At 24.3% G+C, this 22,412-nt stretch carries 26 protein-coding genes; 13 read left to right on the forward strand and 13 right to left on the reverse strand.

The features are described from left to right. Window positions 1–23: 23 nt before the first annotated feature. The 7 genes from AAHJ00_RS04165 (at window position 24) to AAHJ00_RS04195 (ending at window position 7,963) form a co-directional block, all read left to right on the forward strand. A complete protein-coding gene (locus AAHJ00_RS04165; RefSeq protein ID WP_342223514.1) occupies window positions 24–521 on the forward strand; it encodes a CPBP family glutamic-type intramembrane protease in 498 nt (165 codons plus the stop codon). 1 nt (window position 522) lies between these two features. Next, window positions 523–1,437, forward strand: coding sequence for an RluA family pseudouridine synthase (locus AAHJ00_RS04170; protein ID WP_342223508.1), 915 nt, complete (start codon window positions 523–525; stop codon window positions 1,435–1,437). A gap of 39 nt (window positions 1,438–1,476) precedes the next feature. Continuing rightward, window positions 1,477–3,354 carry a hypothetical protein gene (locus tag AAHJ00_RS04175; RefSeq protein ID WP_342223515.1) on the forward strand — a complete coding sequence of 626 codons (1,878 nt, stop codon included), beginning with the start codon at window positions 1,477–1,479 and terminating at the stop codon, window positions 3,352–3,354. A gap of 15 nt (window positions 3,355–3,369) precedes the next feature. Further along, on the forward strand, window positions 3,370–4,524 hold the full coding sequence (locus AAHJ00_RS04180) for an EamA family transporter (RefSeq protein WP_342223516.1): 1,155 nt from the start codon (window positions 3,370–3,372) through the stop codon (window positions 4,522–4,524). 81 nt (window positions 4,525–4,605) lie between these two features. Next, a protein-coding gene (locus tag AAHJ00_RS04185; RefSeq protein ID WP_342223477.1) for an IS5 family transposase occupies window positions 4,606–5,429 on the forward strand; the annotation gives its coding sequence in 2 pieces (ribosomal slippage) (window positions 4,606–5,002 and window positions 5,002–5,429; 825 coding nt in all). Window positions 5,430–5,545: 116 nt separating this feature from the next. Beyond that, a protein-coding gene (locus tag AAHJ00_RS04190; protein ID WP_342223477.1) for an IS5 family transposase occupies window positions 5,546–6,369 on the forward strand; the annotation gives its coding sequence in 2 pieces (ribosomal slippage) (window positions 5,546–5,942 and window positions 5,942–6,369; 825 coding nt in all). A gap of 511 nt (window positions 6,370–6,880) precedes the next feature. After that, the gene (locus tag AAHJ00_RS04195; protein ID WP_342223517.1) at window positions 6,881–7,963 is read left to right on the forward strand and encodes a lipoprotein; all 1,083 of its coding nucleotides are present in this window, start codon (window positions 6,881–6,883) and stop codon (window positions 7,961–7,963) included. Window positions 7,964–8,259: 296 nt separating this feature from the next. On the opposite strand, the gene AAHJ00_RS04200 is transcribed toward AAHJ00_RS04195, so the two are convergent. Then, the gene (locus AAHJ00_RS04200) at window positions 8,260–8,628 is read right to left on the reverse strand and encodes a transposase family protein (protein WP_342224612.1); all 369 of its coding nucleotides are present in this window, start codon (window positions 8,626–8,628) and stop codon (window positions 8,260–8,262) included. An 80-nt stretch (window positions 8,629–8,708) separates the two neighbouring features. Between AAHJ00_RS04200 and AAHJ00_RS04205 the strand changes: the two genes are divergently transcribed. Beyond that, window positions 8,709–9,532 (forward strand): IS5 family transposase gene (locus tag AAHJ00_RS04205; RefSeq protein ID WP_342223477.1). Its coding sequence is split into 2 segments (ribosomal slippage): window positions 8,709–9,105 and window positions 9,105–9,532, totalling 825 coding nucleotides; the frame shifts between segments, so codons are not numbered across the junction. A 185-nt stretch (window positions 9,533–9,717) separates the two neighbouring features. Here AAHJ00_RS04205 and AAHJ00_RS04210 read toward each other — a convergent pair. The 6 genes from AAHJ00_RS04210 to AAHJ00_RS04235 all read right to left on the reverse strand — a co-directional run bounded on the left by AAHJ00_RS04210 (window position 9,718) and on the right by AAHJ00_RS04235 (window position 14,431). Then, on the reverse strand, window positions 9,718–10,170 hold the full coding sequence (locus tag AAHJ00_RS04210; protein WP_342223518.1) for a transposase family protein: 453 nt from the start codon (window positions 10,168–10,170) through the stop codon (window positions 9,718–9,720). An 81-nt stretch (window positions 10,171–10,251) separates the two neighbouring features. After that, a complete protein-coding gene (locus AAHJ00_RS04215; protein ID WP_342223519.1) occupies window positions 10,252–12,441 on the reverse strand; it encodes a hypothetical protein in 2,190 nt (729 codons plus the stop codon). A 15-nt stretch (window positions 12,442–12,456) separates the two neighbouring features. Beyond that, the gene (locus tag AAHJ00_RS04220) at window positions 12,457–12,840 is read right to left on the reverse strand and encodes a hypothetical protein (RefSeq protein WP_342223520.1); all 384 of its coding nucleotides are present in this window, start codon (window positions 12,838–12,840) and stop codon (window positions 12,457–12,459) included. 197 nt (window positions 12,841–13,037) lie between these two features. Continuing rightward, the gene (locus AAHJ00_RS04225) at window positions 13,038–13,322 is read right to left on the reverse strand and encodes a hypothetical protein (RefSeq protein WP_342223521.1); all 285 of its coding nucleotides are present in this window, start codon (window positions 13,320–13,322) and stop codon (window positions 13,038–13,040) included. A 2-nt stretch (window positions 13,323–13,324) separates the two neighbouring features. Beyond that, complete coding sequence (locus tag AAHJ00_RS04230) at window positions 13,325–13,609, reverse strand: hypothetical protein (protein WP_342223522.1); 285 nt, start codon at window positions 13,607–13,609, stop codon at window positions 13,325–13,327. Between the two features lie 3 nt (window positions 13,610–13,612). Then, window positions 13,613–14,431: a hypothetical protein gene (locus AAHJ00_RS04235; RefSeq protein ID WP_342223523.1), complete on the reverse strand. Its 819-nt coding sequence runs from the start codon at window positions 14,429–14,431 to the stop codon at window positions 13,613–13,615. Between the two features lie 67 nt (window positions 14,432–14,498). On the opposite strand from AAHJ00_RS04235, the gene AAHJ00_RS04240 reads away from it, so the two are divergent. Then, a complete protein-coding gene (locus tag AAHJ00_RS04240) occupies window positions 14,499–15,449 on the forward strand; it encodes an IS30 family transposase (protein WP_342223524.1) in 951 nt (316 codons plus the stop codon). Here the strand turns inward: AAHJ00_RS04240 and AAHJ00_RS04245 are convergent. Further along, entirely contained in the window at window positions 15,446–15,685 is a 240-nt protein-coding gene (locus AAHJ00_RS04245; RefSeq protein ID WP_342223525.1) for a hypothetical protein, read from the reverse strand. The two genes, AAHJ00_RS04240 and AAHJ00_RS04245, sit on opposite strands and share 4 nt — an antisense overlap. A 24-nt stretch (window positions 15,686–15,709) precedes the next feature. Next, window positions 15,710–15,955: a hypothetical protein gene (locus tag AAHJ00_RS04250; RefSeq protein ID WP_338967504.1), complete on the reverse strand. Its 246-nt coding sequence runs from the start codon at window positions 15,953–15,955 to the stop codon at window positions 15,710–15,712. Window positions 15,956–16,074: 119 nt separating this feature from the next. Between AAHJ00_RS04250 and AAHJ00_RS04255 the strand changes: the two genes are divergently transcribed. Continuing rightward, window positions 16,075–16,898, forward strand: a protein-coding gene (locus tag AAHJ00_RS04255) for an IS5 family transposase (protein ID WP_342223526.1) whose coding sequence is annotated in 2 segments (ribosomal slippage) — window positions 16,075–16,471 and window positions 16,471–16,898 — 825 coding nt in all. Because the reading frame shifts where the segments join, the coding sequence is not laid out codon by codon here. A gap of 309 nt (window positions 16,899–17,207) precedes the next feature. Here the strand turns inward: AAHJ00_RS04255 and AAHJ00_RS04260 are convergent. The 4 genes from AAHJ00_RS04260 to AAHJ00_RS04275 form a co-directional block, all read right to left on the reverse strand. Next, the gene (locus tag AAHJ00_RS04260) at window positions 17,208–17,438 is read right to left on the reverse strand and encodes a hypothetical protein (RefSeq protein ID WP_342223527.1); all 231 of its coding nucleotides are present in this window, start codon (window positions 17,436–17,438) and stop codon (window positions 17,208–17,210) included. A 164-nt stretch (window positions 17,439–17,602) separates the two neighbouring features. Next, window positions 17,603–17,824, reverse strand: a complete 222-nt coding sequence (locus AAHJ00_RS04265; RefSeq protein WP_342223528.1) for a hypothetical protein — start codon at window positions 17,822–17,824, stop codon at window positions 17,603–17,605. A 2-nt stretch (window positions 17,825–17,826) separates the two neighbouring features. Further along, window positions 17,827–18,153 carry a hypothetical protein gene (locus tag AAHJ00_RS04270; RefSeq protein WP_342223529.1) on the reverse strand — a complete coding sequence of 109 codons (327 nt, stop codon included), beginning with the start codon at window positions 18,151–18,153 and terminating at the stop codon, window positions 17,827–17,829. Window positions 18,154–18,618: 465 nt separating this feature from the next. Next, window positions 18,619–19,143, reverse strand: a complete 525-nt coding sequence (locus AAHJ00_RS04275) for an IS30 family transposase (protein WP_342223530.1) — start codon at window positions 19,141–19,143, stop codon at window positions 18,619–18,621. Window positions 19,144–19,200: 57 nt separating this feature from the next. On the opposite strand from AAHJ00_RS04275, the gene AAHJ00_RS04280 reads away from it, so the two are divergent. From AAHJ00_RS04280 to metK, 3 genes are all read left to right on the forward strand, one after another. Continuing rightward, window positions 19,201–19,332 carry a hypothetical protein gene (locus AAHJ00_RS04280; protein WP_342223531.1) on the forward strand — a complete coding sequence of 44 codons (132 nt, stop codon included), beginning with the start codon at window positions 19,201–19,203 and terminating at the stop codon, window positions 19,330–19,332. A gap of 627 nt (window positions 19,333–19,959) precedes the next feature. Continuing rightward, entirely contained in the window at window positions 19,960–20,181 is a 222-nt protein-coding gene (locus tag AAHJ00_RS04285) for an IS30 family transposase (protein WP_342223532.1), read from the forward strand. 727 nt (window positions 20,182–20,908) lie between these two features. Further along, window positions 20,909–22,072: a methionine adenosyltransferase gene (gene metK, locus AAHJ00_RS04290; RefSeq protein ID WP_425288849.1), complete on the forward strand. Its 1,164-nt coding sequence runs from the start codon at window positions 20,909–20,911 to the stop codon at window positions 22,070–22,072. Window positions 22,073–22,412: the final 340 nt, after the last annotated feature.

Here is a 22,412-nt window from a genome sequence, read left to right on the forward strand (position 1 = left end):
TTAACTTTACAATTTGGCTAATTTTGTTTTTTAGTAAGCAGTTAGCAAGTAAGATTGGTAATACATTACTTTATAATATGCTATTAGTTGCTATTGTGACTATTATTTCTTTGTTAATTATTTTTCAAATTAATGTTTTTTTTAAATTTATTAATGATGCTATTGGTGCTAAGAAATCTGTTAATCAAATTAAAATTGAAAAGTCTTTAACTACTATTAGCGGCAAGATTGGTTTATTTATTATGGTTGTTATTACAGCACCATTATTGGAAGAATTAGCAACTAGACATAGTATTTTTATGTTATCAAGATATCGTTGATTGGGATTTTTTATTTCTTCTTTTTACTTTGTTTGAATACATGTCCGATTGGGTGGCGATATTCAAAATATTTTTAGTTATTTAGGTTTTTCTTTGTCGTTATCATTACTATTTATTTTTAGTCGTGAAAATGTAACATATTCATTTGTAATTCATTTAATCAATAACTTGATTAGTTATACGGTTTTGGTTGCAACTTAGGATGGTACAATTTGTTATTGATGAAAATGATGCTCATCAAACAATTATTAAATTTATGCGTAAAACTTTTAATACTGTTCCTTTACGATTAATTTATAAGTTATTTCGTTTAAAAAAGATAAAATTAAATGGTAAAGTTATTACTGATTTGAAGTATTATTTAAAACCTAATGATACAATTATTGTTTTAGATAATTTAACTTTCAAAGATGAAGTAAAAAAGGAATTTGCTAGTCAAATTGTTTTGACAATTATTTATGAAGATGAATATATTTTAATTGTTGATAAACCCCATAATGTTTTAATTCATCATCCCGTGGGTGATTGTTTAGATTTAGCAGTTCGTAAGTATTTGCAAATTAATGAAAGTTATTCTTTTACTATTAGTCATGTGCATCGTTTAGATAAATTAACAAGAGGTTTAGTAATTTATGCGAAAAAGAAAATTGCTTTAAATATTTTTCATCAATTTTGAAATCAAAATAATATTACTAAAAAATATTTAGCGTTATTAGCTACTAATAAGGAATTACCATTAGTTGTTAAAGGCTATATATTTCAAGATGTTATACAAGGAAAAATGGTGTTTAGTCCTAAATTAGGATTGCTAAATTGTAAAGCAGTAGTAACCAAGTTTAAATTGTTTAAAAGAGTATTAAAGTTTAGTTGATATGAGATCCAACTTATTACGGGAAGAAAACATCAAATTAGAGCATCTTGTGAGTATTTAAAAACACCGATTGTGGGTGACATTAAATATGGTTCTAAATATAATTTAAATGATCGCATTATGCTTTTTGCTTATAAGTTAGAGTTTAAAAATTTACCAGTTCCTTTGGATTATTTAAATAATAAACAATTTGTTTTACCAGATATTGATAAGATATTAGAAATAAATAGCAGAGAAATTAATTAAGTTTGTGATAAAATGATTTAAATTGAAGGGGAATGGCCAATGTATTCAACAAGCAAAAGTTTTTTTAATACACTGTTAGGAATTATTGGAACATTTTTAGGTTCAGTTTTTCAGTTTGTTCTTATTTATTTAATAATTAAATATTATGGGGCGAAGATGAATGGATTAGTACGAACTATTATGGCAATTTCATTTACTATTGGTTTAGCTGAGAGTAGTTTAGGAATTATGGGAATTTTTTATTTGTATCATCCCTTAGCAAAGAAAGATTGAATTACTGTTAATGATATTGTTGGTACGATTAAAAATAATTATATTAAAACGGGGATAATTTATTTATCATTAGTTATTTTTTTAGGTTTAGGGTTTTCTTTATATGCCTATTGAAATAATGTTAGTGAAACTATTACTGATGATGTTATTCAAGTGATGCCGTTTTGACAATTATGAATTATTATCATATCGTTGTCATTAAAAAATTTAATTTCATTTTTCATTGTTGGTGCTTATGAAAATTTAATTCAAGCTGATAATGGTAATTATTTTAATCGGATTGTGCATTTAACTTGTGATTTATTAGTTTTTACAGGTGTTATTTTGTGAATGTGGATTAGTGCTAGAAATGGTAATCCCAATGCTTATTTACCATTTTTAGTTTATATTTGTCATGGAATTATTAAGTCAATTTTAATTTATATTTATGTGAAATTAAAATATCCATGATTGCAAACTAAAGAATGAACTAAAAATGATAAATTATTGCAAGAGAGTAATTATGTTGCGGTTAAAAGTTATGCGGTAGCACTTTTTAATAATATTGATTATGTTTTAATTGCTTTATTTATTGGTTTTCGTACAGCGTCAGGGTATTCCATATATATGACAGTGGCGATAAATATGAGAGTAATTATGTTATTATTTATTACTTCGTTTAAAGACTTTTTTGGTACATGAATTTCTTATCAAGGAAGAATTAGCTGGAATACATTTGTTAAATTTGAATTGTTTGCTTATATGGTGGCTGCTTTTATGTTTGTCGTGCAATTTATTATGTCACCATATTTTGTTAATGGCTTATATGGTGAATTGAAAGTCCAAATGCTAGCAACTGTTAGAAGTTCAAATAATCCAGAATTTGAGAATATTGCGATTAAGACTATTTTTGATACCCCACATTTATCGTTAATATTTGCTATTAATTCAGCATTATTAATGATAAGTGAACCGGCGAGTATTTTAATTTATGGGGCGGGAAGACATCGTGAAACTACGAAGCATGCCTATATGCAAGTGGTTATTAGTTTAGTTATTAGTTTAATTTTAGGGTCAGTTTTTACATATTATTTAAAAGATGCACAGTTAACAATTTATGCTTTAGTATTATCAACAACTTTTGGTTTATTTTATCGTTGAATTTATAGTAGTAGTTATACTTGGAAATATTTAACATATAATAGTAATGCTCGGTTTTGATGAAAAAATTTGGCAATTATTATTATTCCAATGATTTTTTCAATTGTTATTGCTTATAAATTAATTTTTTCTAATGCTTATTATCAATTTGCTAACTATGAACAATTATCATCACAATTAGGAATTAAAGGAATTATAAAATTATTTATGTTAATTCTTGTTATTTCTGTTCCTGGGATTATATTATTGGCAGCTATTACTGAACCTTTGCAGTTAATGGCGATATTATCGCGAAGTTCATTAACTAATTGGATTATTGTTCGTTTAAAAAAGCAATTGAAAAATAAAGATGATTTTTATACAAAAGATGAATTAATTGCTTTTGATGATCCTGATAAAATTAAAGTTCATAGTATTGAAGCCGAAGATAAATGAAAATATAATCAGCGAATAAATAGTAAAAATGAGCAACAAGCAGTTTATACATTAACAGGTAAAAATTAATTTAAGGAGAAAAAAATGGGTTTACAAAAATTTAATGTTCATTTTACGAAACAAGAGTTACTTACGGGTACAGGGATTGGTGTTATCTCGGCTTTTATGTATTCATTAGCACCGTTACTAATTATTTTTTTAGATACGCGAGCATTAAATAGTTTTATTTTAGCAACAATGCAAGAATTTGTTTCTTGAATTTTAGTTGTTTGTCTTACTAATAAACCATTAAAGTTTTTAAAACAAATTTGGAAAAATGCTAAAAGTATGTTAGGAATGATTGTAATTATTGCTGGTATTTTTGGTGGTCCGATTGCGCAAGTATTGTATATTTTATCAATTCAATTGGCAGCCCAAATGAGTGCTACAGCAACAGTGTTAGTAAATATTGCCCCAATTTTTACAGCTTTATTATCAAGATTATTATTAGAAGAAAGATTATCTTTTATTGCTTGATTAGGACTACTTTTAACATCTTTAGCGGTTATTGGTTTGGTTATTTGAGAAATTATTACTGAGTTTAATAAAACAATATTAAGTCCTGTTCCTAGTGATATTCAACCTTGAGTAAAAGCTACTTGGGCAATAATTTTGTCATTGTTAACGGCAATTTTATATGCAATTGAATCAACAATACTTCATTTTGCAATGAGTAAGTCTAAAAATAAAATTAGTGAGAAAGATGCATTAATTTTAAAAGCGTTTAGTTCATCGTGGATAATGTTAATTTTTGTTTTACCAATAGTTTCTGTAATAGGTGGGGGTTATGGTTATGAAGGATGAGTTCAATTTAGAATTTTTGGTGAATTGAAGGGGTTAACATTTTTATTTATTATCATTTCTAGTTTTGCTATTGCAATAGGGCGAATTTTGTTTTTTCGCAGTATTAAAATTTTAAATGGTTTTTATGGAATTGCTGCTCAATTGGCGATGTTGTTATGAACACCATTGCTTTCTTTAGCAATTTTTGGTTTATATAAAGTTACTAATTGTAATTTTGGTATTATTCAATCTAATATTTTAGATATGCAAATTAAAGATTTGTATTTGGGCGCTACGCAATGAGAATATTATCTCTTTTTAGTTCCAGTGCTTATTGGGTTAATATTGTTGCTATTTAATGAAAAATTTTTTAAAAAAGATAAGGATGTTTGAACACCTCCAATGGAGCTGAAATAATAGACTTCTTGCATTACTTATTTATTAAACAAAATTCCTATAAAATATATTTAAAATAGAAATTATAAGGAATTTAAGATTATGAAATTTGATAAATTTAATTTTATTAATGATAAAGAATTATTACGATTAACTGGAATAAAGCAAAGTACTTTTAATAAAATGTTAAATATTTTAAAAGAAGCTGAGTTAAAAAAGTTTAAAAGAGGTGGTAAAAATAATAAATTATCATTAGAAAATAGATTATTGATGACTTTATCATATTGACGAGAATATCGTACTTATTTTCATCTTGGTAAAAGTTTTGATATTAGTGAAGCTAGTTGTTATCGAAATATCAAGTGAATTGAAGATATTTTAATCAAACATCCTGATTTTCAACAACTTGCTGGTAAAAAAGCATTAATAAATGATTATTTTAATGATAAAACAATTATTATTGATGCTACAGAAACACCCATTCAACGCCCAAAAAAAGACAAAAACAATCTTATTCAGGAAAAAAGAAAAAACACACTATTAAAACACAAGTAATTATTGAAAAAGAAAGCAAAATAATTATTGCAACAAATTTTTCTCTCGGTAAAAAGCATGATTTTTGTTTATTTAAAGAATCAAAAATCCCAATTTTAAAAAATACTAAATTAATAGTTGATAATGGTTATCAAGGAATACAAAAAATTCATAGTAATGTTCTAATACCTAAGAAAAAAACAAAGAAAAACCCTTTAAATAAAGAACAAAAACATAATAATAAATTAATTTCAAAAATGAGAATTATTATTGAAAATATTTTTGCTATTCTTAAAAAATTTAAAATTATTACTGAAAAATATCGTAATCGTAGAAAACGATTTAGTTTAAGATTTAATTTAATTGCTTCAATTTATAATTTGCAATTATAGATAACATAAAATATTTATTTAAAATTAAATTTAAATAGACTTCTTGCATTACTTATTTATTAAACAAAATTCCTATAAAATATATTTAAAATAGAAATTATAAGGAATTTAAGATTATGAAATTTGATAAATTTAATTTTATTAATGATAAAGAATTATTACGATTAACTGGAATAAAGCAAAGTACTTTTAATAAAATGTTAAATATTTTAAAAGAAGCTGAGTTAAAAAAGTTTAAAAGAGGTGGTAAAAATAATAAATTATCATTAGAAAATAGATTATTGATGACTTTATCATATTGACGAGAATATCGTACTTATTTTCATCTTGGTAAAAGTTTTGATATTAGTGAAGCTAGTTGTTATCGAAATATCAAGTGAATTGAAGATATTTTAATCAAACATCCTGATTTTCAACAACTTGCTGGTAAAAAAGCATTAATAAATGATTATTTTAATGATAAAACAATTATTATTGATGCTACAGAAACACCCATTCAACGCCCAAAAAAAGACAAAAACAATCTTATTCAGGAAAAAAGAAAAAACACACTATTAAAACACAAGTAATTATTGAAAAAGAAAGCAAAATAATTATTGCAACAAATTTTTCTCTCGGTAAAAAGCATGATTTTTGTTTATTTAAAGAATCAAAAATCCCAATTTTAAAAAATACTAAATTAATAGTTGATAATGGTTATCAAGGAATACAAAAAATTCATAGTAATGTTCTAATACCTAAGAAAAAAACAAAGAAAAACCCTTTAAATAAAGAACAAAAACATAATAATAAATTAATTTCAAAAATGAGAATTATTATTGAAAATATTTTTGCTATTCTTAAAAAATTTAAAATTATTACTGAAAAATATCGTAATCGTAGAAAACGATTTAGTTTAAGATTTAATTTAATTGCTTCAATTTATAATTTGCAATTATAGATAACATAAAATATTTATTTAAAATTAAATTTAAATAATAAAATAATTTTTTGTTGTGTCAAAATTTACACATTTAATAAAATCCATAAGTATTAACCTAATAAAAGTTAGAAATTACTATATAGTATTTTTTATTTACAAATAATTTGTAATTATTTTAATAAGTAATGCAAGAAGTCTAATAATAAAATAATTTTTTGTTGTGTCAAAATTTACACATTTAATAAAATCCATAAGTATTAACCTAATAAAAGTTAGAAATTACTATATAGTATTTTTTATTTACAAATAATTTGTAATTATTTTAATAAGTAATGCAAGAAGTCTAATCTAAAATAGTAGTAATATAAGGTTGAATTTGATTTTCTAATAATTTTTTATCAATTCATTTAAAGTTTTCATCATCAATTTGTTCTAATTGTTTTAGATCACCAACACAATTGGTAGTTATGTTATAATTGAGAAGGATTAAAGATTATGTATCAATTACAATGAAGGGGATTTTTAATAAATGAAAAAATTGATTAGTTTATTAGCAACAATTAGTTTAACCGTAACAACAGTGAATTCGGTTGTCGCATGTAATAATAAAGAAGACAAAGAGGAAAATAATGATTTTGGGATGACAATTAATGGCTTCAAAGGAGAAATTCATAGAATAATTAGTGACAAAAAAAATAAGCTTTATGTTGGAACAAAAATTATTAACGATGATTATGACCTTAAAGGAAAACTTTACAGTGTTGATCTTGAAAACAATAATAAAGTAACAGAAATTACTGGAATTGAAGGTTCGGTTTATAATTTATCTATTTGAAACGATAAGCTTTATGTTGGAACAAAAAAACTCGATAGACAAGGGACTCTTTACAGTGTTGATCTTAAAGACGATAATAAAGTAACAGAAATTACTGGAATTGAAGGAGAAATTCATAATTTATTTATTTGAAACGATAAACTTTATGTTGGAACAAAAACTGGACATGACGAAGGAAAACTTTATAGTGTTGATCTTAAAGACAATAATAAAGTAACAGAAATTACTGGAATTGAAGGAGAGGTTGATGCTTTAATTGTTTTAAATAATAAGCTTTATGTTGGAGCAGTTGCCAAATACATTTCCAACGAGGGTAATTTTTACAGTGTTGATCTTGAAAACAATAATAAAGTAACAGAAATTAATAACATTGTTTTAAAAGGAACAATTTTTTCGTTTGCTATTTATAATAAATTGCTTTATATTGGAACAACAGAAAAAAATGATGGATCGGGTAGTCTTTATAGTGTTGATCTTGAAAACAATAATAAAGTAACAGAAATTACTGGCATAAAAGGAGAAGTCTATAGATTAATTACCCAAAAAAATAAACTTTATGTCGGAACAAGAACCGGAGATTACGAAAATTACCAAGGAAAACTTTACAGTGTTGATCTTGAAAACAATAATAAAGTAACAGAAATTGATAATATTTCAAATTTTAATGTTTATGGATTGGCAGCTATTGATGACTATATTTATATTGGAATGTCAAGTCTTGATAGTAATATTTTAGGGGCGCATAAAGTTTTGTTAGGTAGGAAAATGTTTAAATAATTTTGAAAGAAAAGCAATTAAAAATTTATTACCTTTTTACTTGAAAAATAAGTAATAAAACAAAATATTTAATATTAACAAACATATTCTTAATAAAAGGTTATAAAAACAACATTAGACTTCTTGCATTACTTATTAAAATAATTACAAATTATTTGTAAATAAAAAATACTATATAGTAATTTCTAACTTTTATTAGGTTAATACTTATGGATTTTATTAAATGTGTAAATTTTGACACAACAAAAAATTATTTTATTATTTAAATTTAATTTTAAATAAATATTTTATGTTATCTATAATTGCAAATTATAAATTGAAGCAATTAAATTAAATCTTAAACTAAATCGTTTTCTACGATTACGATATTTTTCAGTAATAATTTTAAATTTTTTAAGAATAGCAAAAATATTTTCAATAATAATTCTCATTTTTGAAATTAATTTATTATTATGTTTTTGTTCTTTATTTAAAGGGTTTTTCTTTGTTTTTTTCTTAGGTATTAGAACATTACTATGAATTTTTTGTATTCCTTGATAACCATTATCAACTATTAATTTAGTATTTTTTAAAATTGGGATTTTTGATTCTTTAAATAAACAAAAATCATGCTTTTTACCGAGAGAAAAATTTGTTGCAATAATTATTTTGCTTTCTTTTTCAATAGACTTCTTGCATTACTTATTTATTAAACAAAATTCCTATAAAATATATTTAAAATAGAAATTATAAGGAATTTAAGATTATGAAATTTGATAAATTTAATTTTATTAATGATAAAGAATTATTACGATTAACTGGAATAAAGCAAAGTACTTTTAATAAAATGTTAAATATTTTAAAAGAAGCTGAGTTAAAAAAGTTTAAAAGAGGTGGTAAAAATAATAAATTATCATTAGAAAATAGATTATTGATGACTTTATCATATTGACGAGAATATCGTACTTATTTTCATCTTGGTAAAAGTTTTGATATTAGTGAAGCTAGTTGTTATCGAAATATCAAGTGAATTGAAGATATTTTAATCAAACATCCTGATTTTCAACAACTTGCTGGTAAAAAAGCATTAATAAATGATTATTTTAATGATAAAACAATTATTATTGATGCTACAGAAACACCCATTCAACGCCCAAAAAAAGACAAAAACAATCTTATTCAGGAAAAAAGAAAAAACACACTATTAAAACACAAGTAATTATTGAAAAAGAAAGCAAAATAATTATTGCAACAAATTTTTCTCTCGGTAAAAAGCATGATTTTTGTTTATTTAAAGAATCAAAAATCCCAATTTTAAAAAATACTAAATTAATAGTTGATAATGGTTATCAAGGAATACAAAAAATTCATAGTAATGTTCTAATACCTAAGAAAAAAACAAAGAAAAACCCTTTAAATAAAGAACAAAAACATAATAATAAATTAATTTCAAAAATGAGAATTATTATTGAAAATATTTTTGCTATTCTTAAAAAATTTAAAATTATTACTGAAAAATATCGTAATCGTAGAAAACGATTTAGTTTAAGATTTAATTTAATTGCTTCAATTTATAATTTGCAATTATAGATAACATAAAATATTTATTTAAAATTAAATTTAAATAATAAAATAATTTTTTGTTGTGTCAAAATTTACACATTTAATAAAATCCATAAGTATTAACCTAATAAAAGTTAGAAATTACTATATAGTATTTTTTATTTACAAATAATTTGTAATTATTTTAATAAGTAATGCAAGAAGTCTAATAATTACTTGTATTTTAATAGTGTGTTTTTTCTTTTTTCCTGAATAAGATTGTTTTTGTCTTTTTTTGGGCGTTGAATGGGTGTTTCTGTAGCATCAATAATAATTGTTTTATCATTAAAATAATCATTTATTAATGCTTTTTTACCAGCAAGTTGTTGAAAATCAGGATGTTTGATTAAAATATCTTCAATTCACTTGATATTTCGATAACAACTAGCTTCACTAATATCAAAACTTTTACCAAGATGAAAATAAGTACGATATTCTCGTCAATATGATAAAGTCATCAATAATCTATTTTCTAATGATAATTTATTATTTTTACCACCTCTTTTAAACTTTTTTAACTCAGCTTCTTTTAAAATATTTAACATTTTATTAAAAGTACTTTGCTTTATTCCAGTTAATCGTAATAATTCTTTATCATTAATAAAATTAAATTTATCAAATTTCATAATCTTAAATTCCTTATAATTTCTATTTTAAATATATTTTATAGGAATTTTGTTTAATAAATAAGTAATGCAAGAAGTCTATTATACAAAAATTCTTAATATTATTAGAAAAATGGCAAAACCAATTAAAAATTGAAAGGTATAGTAAAAAGCTGGTACTGTTTTAAACACTGGAAAAATCGCGGTTGAAAAGTTAACTGTCGCTTTTGCAATAATTGCTAATGGTCGTAAAATGGTAATGATTTGTGACGCTGTCAGCATTCAGTTTATCATTTTGATACCAGCATTTTGAATGGCACAACCAATATCATTAAAGGTTGGTATTCATCGTCCAGAATATTTGCAATTTGCTGGTGGAATTAAATCGTCTCATTCACCGTTATTTGAACCGTCAGGAATAAAGGCTGTGGAATTTAAGACATTAAAGTCATAAATTTTAAAATTGTAGTTAGAGATATTACCTTTGTGATAAAGTGGAAAAGTTAAGGTAAAAATATTAATACCATAACGAATATCAATATCGGTATTGAGATAATTAATACTGTTAGTGGCCTTGCTGGTTGGCAAGGTAATCAGTTTATTGTCATAGGATTTAAGGACATTAAAATCAATTTGATAAATGCTATTGTTGTTTTTAATGGCATTATAATTTTCTTGGTGTGTTTTTTTATCAAAAGTAAAAAAATAACTTCTTAGTAATAATTCTGAATTTCCTATAACATTTATTAAGTATTTTTTGGGATAAAAAGTAATTAACGAGCGATAAAAAAATCCAATTTGAATAAAGTAGTTCTTGTTATAATTATTTACGCCTTTAAAATCAATTTCAGTGTAAGTTTTCTCATCCATATCAAAAGTAGCATAAAATAAACTGGCAAAGAAGTTACCAAGGATTTCGTAGATTTCATCAAAAACATTTTTGTAATCGCTGTTGTTAATACTAGGAATGTTGTTTTTAAAATAAAGGTAAATGTCATTTCGTAAGTCAGGGTCGTATCTCAAAAAACTAAATTTAACATTAAGATAATTCAATGTTCCAAAAAGGTACTTAATTAGGTAATAATCGTTAGCATTTTCAGTGTCATATTTTCAGATTTCAGTTTCACCGTGTAATAATTGTAAATAATTATTTCCAGCAATTAGAGTTTTGTTAAATGCCTTAATTTTAAGGACATTATCGTTGGTATCCTCTTGTTTCGGAATGACCATTTTAATCGTATTTGTTCCTTGCAATTGTGTACTCGTTTCAATTGCAGCGAATTTAACGGTAAATGTTCTGTCAGCAACATTATCTGTTGTTAAATCAAAAGTAGCACTATCATCTAAGTAATTGTTGTCGTTATCTTTAATTTCTGTATTATAGTCGATGCCTTCAATTGCATTATTTACGCCAGTAAGATTGTTAATTGTTTCATTAAGTCTTTTTTTAATTTTTTTGATAACTTCAATTTTGGTTGCATTTGTAGGGTCGATTATTTCTGAGTTTGGTAAAATAGTTGAAGTCTTGTGATAAAAATAGCTCTCGTCTTTAAAACCATGATTTTTAATGGTGAATTCTTTATAGTAACCTTTTTCTAAAGTGTCAATGAAATTAAATACTGGTGTTCAATAAAGATAAGAATAATTAAATTTGTCAAAATCACCGCGATGAATCATTAAATAATCAAGGTTATCAATAACATCATTGTATTTGTGGTTACCATCAAATTTAGTAGTTGTTATTGGTAAATCAATGTCGGTACTGTCTTTTTCAATTTCTATATTAAAATCATTTGTATTATTTAATCTATAATTGTTGGTACTACCATGCTCAAAAGTTAGTAATTCTGTTCCTTGTGTTTTAATTCTTATTGTTTTATTGGGTACACTAATCATTCAGGTATAAAAATTTAAACCCGAAGTATCTATTTTTGTTCCATAAGTATTTGTTATTTTTTGAAAGTCTTTTTGTTTAATTCTGTTATTTACAAGCTCTGCATTAAACTCTAAACTAAAAATTTTTACATTTTTTAAATTTGGTAATTGTTTATCTATATTTGCATTTATATTATCTTCTGTTCTTATCTCAACTTTTAAAAGGTCATGGTCTTGCCTTTCTGTTAAAAATCTTATTTTTTCTAAGTTTCTAATTTCAAAATCATAAACTTTATTATTTTGTCTTTTGTTTCTAATTAGTGAATTTACTGTTGTTTTATCATTGTTAATATTTTGGGGAATAGTAAAAATGTTATTGAAACTAATAGTTAGCACGGTAAATATTTTCATAAACATTTTTATCACTCCTTTTTAAAATATTTTATTTTTCATTGTTCTTTTTTCTTTAATTTTTTGAATAATAAAGCGGATTAATTTTTCAAATTTAATTGCAAAATATATTGCTCCGCCTCATCAAAAAACAAATATTCCTGCTAGCATAATACCACTATTGAACTTGCCAAAGAATTTAACCATCTCTTCATTCATAAAATTGTTAAATTCGTCACTTGTTCCGGTTATTCATTTAGTATCGATTACTGTTAATGCACAAATTAATAAGCTTATAAAGATGAAAATGATACTTAATGATACTTTTAACCACTGCTTTTTAAAAGAATTTTTAATCCTTAATCTTAATGGCGTTTTTTCTTTTGAATTATCTTTTTTAAATAATTTGCCTAAAATTTTTTTCATTTTAGTTTTCCTTTCGTGTTTAAAAATTTTTAATTTTTCATTTTCAATAACTAGTTCTGATTTCTCATCTATATGAACACTATTTCGCTTTTCTAGTTCTAAAATTTATTTATTTTTTTCCATTATTATGTATTTAAGAGTATTAACACTATTTTCTAATATGACATTAACAATTTTTAATTTGTCATTTTCTATTTCTAATTCTTGTTTTTTAGTTCATTTTTCCATTTTTTTAATCTACCTTTAATCACAATAAATAAGGCAATCAGTACACAAGTAACGCCAAGAATGGTGAAGATTGGATGTTGTGAAAATGTCCGAGCCATTGGTTTAAATAGTTCTAAAATTGTTAAATTACTAGTAATAAACTTTTGGAAATTCGCAAGGCCTTCGCTAATATAGTTTGTTAAAGTTTCAAAATGACTACCAGCCAATAATCCAAGAACAGTTATTAAGATAAAAATAATAATTAGTTTAAACATCGTTAGTTACCTTGTTTTATTTTTATTGGTTTTATTTGTTTTTTAGTTTTTCCTCACGCACTTAAACGCCCCTTATTTTTAACAGCATACTGGCGTTGTTTTTCTAAATTAACTTGTTGACTACCAAATCCAAGAATAATTGCCATAAGAAATTCTACAGCAAGCGTTAAGAATAGAGGAAATATTAGTTGAATATTTGTTCCCGGTACTTCAAGACTTCAAATTAAATCAAAAACTTTATAAAGCATTTGGGCGAGAAAGTCGGCCATTTTTGCAAGATTTTCCATTTTTTATTGTTCCTTTTCTTTCATTTTTCTTAAAAATTTGCTGAATTTATCCATTTTTAAGTATTCTAAGTCTTCTAAATCAATTGCCGTGTCAGTATAATATTTATCTTCATAGTCAGGATTAACTTTTGAATTTAAGTAATCTCTTAAAAATGCTAGGTAAAAAGAATTGTAAGTGTTAAGTATTGGTAGAGGAATTTTTAGTTTAAAAAAATAAATATCAAGTTCAGGAATATCACGATATTTAATACGGCGACCTTTTTTGCTATTTTTCGCATCAATTAAGGTGTTTCGTCAGCGTTCATATTCTTCAATACTAGTAAAGGTGCCATAGATGACTTTTAAGTAGGGGCGAAAAATATTAACAGGTTTTTTACGAATTCCCACAATCACATTATTGGCAATATCACGAACTTTAACTCAAATATGTTTATCTCTTTGGCCGCTAGCGAGAACAATATGACCGAAATGGCGTGCTAAGGCAAAATATTCTTGGATACCGGTTTCTTCGTTTTTGGTATTATTTTTTTCTCAATCAGTTCCTTCTAAAAATAAATTGGTTTCATCTCATAACAGTAAGGTTTTGTCTGGCAATACCGGATAATCAAAGTCTAATAATCCCATATGCCCTAAACTTAATTTTTGGGTTTCTAGTAATGGAAAGGTTGATGCGATGTGATATTTCTTCTTTTTTAGTAATTTTGATGCATATACTAGAAAAGCAGTTTTTCCAGTTCCTAATGAACCAATCACAATATTTAATGGTGAATTTTTTAAGAAATGCTGAATTATACTTGTAAGTGCAAGTAAATAAAATTGCAAAAAATCTCATATAAAAATTTCATGATGCTAAGTTTATTTTAGAAAAAACAAAGCAAGGAGTTTTTATATGGGTTACAAACATCTTGGCATATATGAAAGAATTTATATTGAGAATCAATTGAAGTTTAAAGTAAAAATTAGTGAAATAGCTAAAAATCTTAATCGAAGTATTAGTACTATTATTCGAGAAGTCAATAGAAATAAAGATAGTAATCATTATTTTTCATTAATTGCACAAAATAAAGCAGAAAACAGAAAACAATCACATGTTTATTTTCATAAGTTTAAAAATAGAGAATTAGTAAAATATGTACAACAAAAATTACTATTAGGTTGATCGCCTGAACAAATTTATGGCAGAATTAAAAATTTTCATAAAGAATGAATTATTAGTTTTAAAACAATTTACAATTGAATTTATTCTGGATTACTTGAAAAAGTTACTAATAAAAATTTAAGAAGAAAAGGTAAGAAACGAAAATCTCAAGAAAATCGCGGTAAATTTAATGGTAAATCAATTAAAGAACGAAATATTAATGTTAATAATCGTATAACTGTTGGTCATTGAGAAGGTGATACTGTAGTATCATCACGAGGTAAAAGTAAATCATGTTTAATAACTTTAGTTGAAAGAACATCAAGATTTACTTTAGCAATGTTAATTGAAAATAGAACTACTAAAGTTGTTAACGAAAACATTAGCCATTATTTATCAATTCTTCCAAATAATCTTGTTAAGACTATAACATTTGATAGGGGTAAAGAATTTTCTAATTGACAACAACTTGAAAAAAATTTAAATGTGAAAATTTATTTTGCTAATGCGTATTCGCCTTGACAAAGAGGTACTAATGAAAATACTAATGGTTTAATTAGAGAAAAATTTCCTAAAAAATTTAATTTTTCAAATACTACTAAAAATGCAGTTCATAAATTTATATTGTCTTTAAACCAAAGACCAAGAAAAATACTAAATTATCTTTCACCAATCGAATATTTGGTTAGAAAAATAATTTAGTTGCACTTAACTTTACAATTTGGCAAATTAATAACTTTGTTAATTTGTGTTAAATTACCGATTTTAAAAAGAAAAATTAAAATACAACCTGCTAAAAATAAATAGCTTACAATGTTTTTAAAATAACCGTTGTAAATATATCAAATTGCTCCGCAATGTCATAAAATTAAAAATGAGGTGCGATTCAATTCAATAAAATGGTTATTTTTTTCTATTATTCATTTGCAAAATTTCATCTTGCACCTCACTTTATTTTTTTGTTAGCGTACCGCTCCAAGTAATTTTTCAAACATTTTAAAGCAAATAAAGAATATTGCCAAAATAAATGGAAAAATGAATATTCAGTAGTCAGCAAAGAAGTTACCGACTTGTGGCATATTAACAGCAATAATTTCTCACATTTTAGTAAAAGCCGTTATAATTGCATTTCATAATTTAGTCATCGCGTCACTAGCTGTTATTTTTTCTACTGTTGCAGGTGCATCGGCCAAGAAAGTTCCAATCATATAATCATCACCCCCTTTCTTTTTAAAACATTCATCATTAGACTTCTTGCATTACTTATTTATTAAACAAAATTCCTATAAAATATATTTAAAATAGAAATTATAAGGAATTTAAGATTATGAAATTTGATAAATTTAATTTTATTAATGATAAAGAATTATTACGATTAACTGGAATAAAGCAAAGTACTTTTAATAAAATGTTAAATATTTTAAAAGAAGCTGAGTTAAAAAAGTTTAAAAGAGGTGGTAAAAATAATAAATTATCATTAGAAAATAGATTATTGATGACTTTATCATATTGACGAGAATATCGTACTTATTTTCATCTTGGTAAAAGTTTTGATATTAGTGAAGCTAGTTGTTATCGAAATATCAAGTGAATTGAAGATATTTTAATCAAACATCCTGATTTTCAACAACTTGCTGGTAAAAAAGCATTAATAAATGATTATTTTAATGATAAAACAATTATTATTGATGCTACAGAAACACCCATTCAACGCCCAAAAAAAGACAAAAACAATCTTATTCAGGAAAAAAGAAAAAACACACTATTAAAACACAAGTAATTATTGAAAAAGAAAGCAAAATAATTATTGCAACAAATTTTTTTCTCGGTAAAAAGCATGATTTTTGTTTATTTAAAGAATCAAAAATCCCAATTTTAAAAAATACTAAATTAATAGTTGATAATGGTTATCAAGGAATACAAAAAATTCATAGTAATGTTCTAATACCTAAGAAAAAAACAAAGAAAAACCCTTTAAATAAAGAACAAAAACATAATAATAAATTAATTTCAAAAATGAGAATTATTATTGAAAATATTTTTGCTATTCTTAAAAAATTTAAAATTATTACTGAAAAATATCGTAATCGTAGAAAACGATTTAGTTTAAGATTTAATTTAATTGCTTCAATTTATAATTTGCAATTATAGATAACATAAAATATTTATTTAAAATTAAATTTAAATAATAAAATAATTTTTTGTTGTGTCAAAATTTACACATTTAATAAAATCCATAAGTATTAACCTAATAAAAGTTAGAAATTACTATATAGTATTTTTTATTTACAAATTATTTGTAATTATTTTAATAAGTAATGCAAGAAGTCTATTATATAAAGTTTTTCTTAAATTTGTTAAAACCACGATTAACCTTAACACGATTATATTTTTTCCTAATTAATTTTGAATTTCTTTGGGAATGCATCAGAATGTAACTTCTTGACATTAATTTTTTCCCTATCTAAATACTGATATGGTTTTTCAAAGTAGCATTAGAATAAATCACACCATAATCGCTGTTAAGAATCAAAAAGCAATGTTTGCTATTAAAAGTCAAAGTGTTTCTTGAGTTAAATCAATTTCTTTACCACAACTAATATGAGCCGGAATAGTTGTAATTTGAATAAATAAATCTCAGAAAGTTTGTTTGATTTGTTCTCAATCAAATTCTTTTAAGTTTATTGTCATTTTTTATCTCCCAAAAATCATTTTTATTGGTAAATATATAATTGAAATTAATGCGAAAAGAAAAGTAATGATAATAATTAATCCGGCAATAAACGCAACTTGTGCAGGCATTTTTTCTATCGGAACAAACAGTTTTAAAAATTCCATAATAATTTCTCAAAACATTATTTTTTATCCGCATTATTTTCTTTTGAATTAGGGGTTTTAACTCATTCTTCAAAGCGAGCAATAAACACTTTTTCGTCTTTTGTGAAATTACCAGTATTATTTTTAATGGCATTTTTATATTTAATTCGCATTTTTATTTTGGCATAAATTTTATAAGCAAAATATGCCAATAGCATGATGCTGATAATAATAAATATTAGTCCAATTGCAATATTCATTTTTAAGCTCCTTTAAAATAGTTATAATTTATATCTTTTTTGTTGTTTTCTTTTTCGGCAATGAAGAAGCCTAATAATTCTTGTCCTTTAATTAACTTGGTTTCTTGCTCTTGTTGATTAATTGAAATTACTTGATATTTACTATCTTTTATTATTCCAATACAAATCGAATTTTCATATTTTCCTTTATAAACAAATCGCTTTGGAAACCAAATACAGATTTGTTCATTAAATCACGGAATTTTTGGTGCTTTAATAAGCATTGCGTTTTGTGTTTCTTTTAAAAGATATTTCTTAGTATTTAAGAAAATGTTTTCAATGTTTTTCATAGTAAGTTACCTTTCTTATAGATAAACTAAGTTATATTAACTAAGTTAGTTAACTTAGTTTTTTAAACACTTATATATCGCAGATTTAAGTGTTTAACAAGCTTTGTTATTAAATTTTGTTTTTTAATTAGATAAAGATTTTAATAATTTTAAACTTAGCATACCCCTATATAGAAATTTCTACACTTTAACATCCGCATCCTACCCTTGGAACTAATTTAATAGCGTGTATATTTTTAGGAAATCCACCCATTCATTTTTTTATTGCAAAACGAAACAAATTGCTATAGCTAATAGGATGTTATCTATTAACTGGTAAACTTCTTTTGGTTATGGCGACCACCCACAATTTATCGTGCTTTAATACATACCAACATTATTAATTCACTTGTATTTAATTTTCAAAGAACAAATTTTTAACACCTTATAAAATAAAAAGACAATCATTGCTGACTGTCTTAATACTTATTCAAATCTTTTCCTACCTAACAAAACTTTATGCGTCCTACGATTATTAACATTAATATTTCGTTCTTTAATTGATTTACCATTAAATTTACCGCGATTTTCTTGAGATTTTCGTTTCTTACCTTTTCTTCTTAAATTTTTATTAGTAACTTTTTCAAGTAATCCAGAATAAATTCAATTGTAAATTGTTTTAAAACTAATAATTCATTCTTTATGAAAATTTTTAATTCTGCCATAAATTTGTTCAGGCGATCAATCTAATAGTAATTTTTGTTGTACATATTTTACTAATTCTCTATTTTTAAACTTATGAAAATAAACATGTGATTGTTTTCTGTTTTCTGCTTTATTTTGTGCAATTAATGAAAAATAATGATTACTATCTTTATTTCTATTGACTTCTCGAATAATAGTACTAATACTTCGATTAAGATTTTTAGTTATTTCACTAATTTTTACTTTAAACTTCAATTGATTCTCAATATAAATTCTTTCATATATGCCAAGATGTTTGTAACCCATATAAAAACTCCTTGCTTTGTTTTTTCTAAAATAAACTTAGCATCATGAAATTTTTATATGAGATTTTTTGCAATTTTATTTACTTGCACTTACAAGTATAATTCAGCTTATTTAAAATTAAATTTAAATAATAAAATAATTTTTTGTTGTGTCAAAATTTACACATTTAATAAAATCCATAAGTATTAACCTAATAAAAGTTAGAAATTACTATATAGTATTTTTTATTTACAAATAATTTGTAATTATTTTAATAAGTAATGCAAGAAGTCTATTGAACAATAAAAGACACCCCGTTTAATTTTTTAAATAAACTTTTAAAAACCTCTTGAAACTAACATATGTCTGTGCTATAGTACAAATAAAGATAGTAATCATTATTTTTCATTAATTGCACAAAATAAAGCAGAAAACAGAAAACAATCACATGTTTATTTTCATAAGTTTAAAAATAGAGAATTAGTAAAATATGTACAACAAAAATTACTATTAGGTTGATCGCCTGAACAAATTTATGGCAGAATTAAAAATTTTCATAAAGAATGAATTATTAGTTTTAAAACAATTTACAATTGAATTTATTCTGGATTACTTGAAAAAGTTACTAATAAAAATTTAAGAAGAAAAGGTAAGAAACGAAAATCTCAAGAAAATCGCGGTAAATTTAATGGTAAATCAATTAAAGAACGAAATATTAATGTTAATAATCGTATAACTGTTGGTCATTGAGAAGGTGATACTGTAGTATAATCACGAGGTAAAAGTAAATCATGTTTAATAACTTTAGTTGAAAGAACATCAAGATTTACTTTAGCAATGTTAGTTGAAAATAGAACTACTAAAGTTGTTAACGAAAACATTAGCCATTATTTATCAATTCTTCCAAATAATCTTGTTAAGACTATAACATTTGATAGGGGTAAAGAATTTTCTAATTGACAACAACTTGAAAAAAATTTAAATGTGAAAATTTATTTTGCTAATGCGTATTCGCCTTGACAAAGAGGTACTAATGAAAATACTAATGGTTTAAGTTAGAGAAAAATTTCCTAAAAAATTTAATTTTTCAAATACTACTAAAAATGCAGTTCATAAATTTATATTGTCTTTAAACCAAAGACCAAGAAAAATACTAAATTATCTTTCACCAATCGAATATTTGATTAGAAAAATAATTTAGTTGCACTTAACTTTACAATTTGGCTTTCCAAATAATTTGTAATTATTTTAATAAGTAATGCAAGAAGTCTATTAAAATAATTTTTTATAACAAAAATCATACATAAGAAATATATACTTAATTTGCATATTGAAATAATTTATAGTAAATGATTATTTTTTCTTTTTTAAAAAATACCTAAGAAAACTAAACGCGACCATTATTTTTAAGTGATTTGCATTTTTAAGTGATTAATGTTAATATTTTTAAGGACAATTTAAAATTTTCATTCACTTATTCTGAACTGGATATGCTAGTTTTAACCAGTAGCAACCCTTTTATTTTTAAAAGAAGGTGCTTCTAGCAGGGTAAATACCAACAATAAGGGAAGGATTATATCTAAAATATAAAACCTTCTTTTTAGTTAAAGAAGGTTTTATATTAGACTTGGTACATAACCCTCAATTTTATCTACTATTTTGATAATATTATTTTCTAGGTGAAGCACAAATATTAGATAAATATAAAAATGAAAGTGAATTTTATAGTTTGGTAGGTGCAAAATGTTATAGTTATGTACCAAGTCTATTATTTAAATAAATATTAATGGAGGAAAGTATGAGAAAAATATTATTTACTAGTGAATCTGTTAGTGAAGGACATTCCGATAAGATTTGTGATCAAATAGCTGATGCTATTTTGGATGCTTGTTTAAAACAAGACCCGCAAACAAGACTAGCTTGTGAAGTGTTTATTACTACTAATATGGTTATTATTGGTGGCGAAATTAAATCATCAGCAATTGTAAATTATGAAGCGATTGCCAGAAAAGTTATTTGTGATATTGGTTATATTGATGAAAAAATTGGTATTAATGGTAATACTTGTCATATTCAAGTATTAATTCATAGTCAGTCACAAGATATTATTCGTGGTGTGGAACATAATCATCAATTAGCAGCAGGCGATCAAGGAATTATTTTTGGTTATGCTACTAATGAAACTAAAACTTATATGCCATTAGCCATTCAAATTGCCCACGATTTAGTACATTTGGCTTCTTCATTAAGAAAAAATCAACAATTTAAAGATGCTCGTCCTGATATGAAATCACAAGTAACGATTGATTATACTGATTGGTTGCAACCTAAGATTGATACGATTTTAATGTCAATTCAACATCATCCTGATTATAATGAAAGTGAATTTAAAACATTTATTCATCAAAAAATTATGTTAGTTATTGCTAAGAAATATAATTTAAATTTTGATTTTAAATTTTTGATTAATCCGACAGGAAGATTTGTTGTTGGTGGGCCTTATGGTGATACTGGATTAACAGGAAGAAAAATTATTGTGGATACTTATGGTGGATATGCTCGTAGTGGTGGTGGTGCCTTTTCTGGTAAAGATGCTACTAAGGTTGATCGGGCCGCTGCTTATATGGCAAGAAAAGTCGCTAAACATATTGTTGCTTTAAATTGGGCTGATAAATGTGAAATTCAATTGGCATATGCTATTGGTATGAAAGAACCGATTGCTGTTTATGTTGAAACATTTAATACTGAAAAGATTGCTCTTAATATAATTAGTGGTGCTATTAGTGCTGTTTTTGATTTTTCGATGCAAGGAATGATTGATTGTTTGCAGTTAATGCAACCGATTTATCAAAAAACTACCGTTTATGGTCATTTTGGTAAAGATGATAATTTTACTTGAGAAAAATTGGATTGTTTAGAACAATTAAAAGATTATATTAAAGATAAGTAAAAATGAGAACAACTAGTTGTTCTCATTTTTAAAATTTAAATTATTTTCTAATATTTTTTTATTTTTTATTTTTAAAATTGTTAATAAATATGTATAGCAAGTTAAATACAATAGACTTGGTACATAACCTTTAATTTTATCTACTATTTTGATAATATTATTTCCTAGGTGAATTACAAATGTTAGATAAATACAAAGACGAAAATGAATTTTATAGTTTGGTAGGTGCAAAATGTTATAGTTATGTACCAAGTCTATTTTATTTTTTGTTCTAATTTCACTGGCATATACTTTAATTGAAGCTGGAGTTGTTGGATTTATTGGTTTTAGTGGATTTATA

Source organism: Spiroplasma endosymbiont of Asaphidion curtum, assembly GCF_964031085.1.
In the GTDB taxonomy this organism is placed as follows: Bacteria; Bacillota_I; Bacilli_A; order Mycoplasmatales; family Nriv7; genus Nriv7.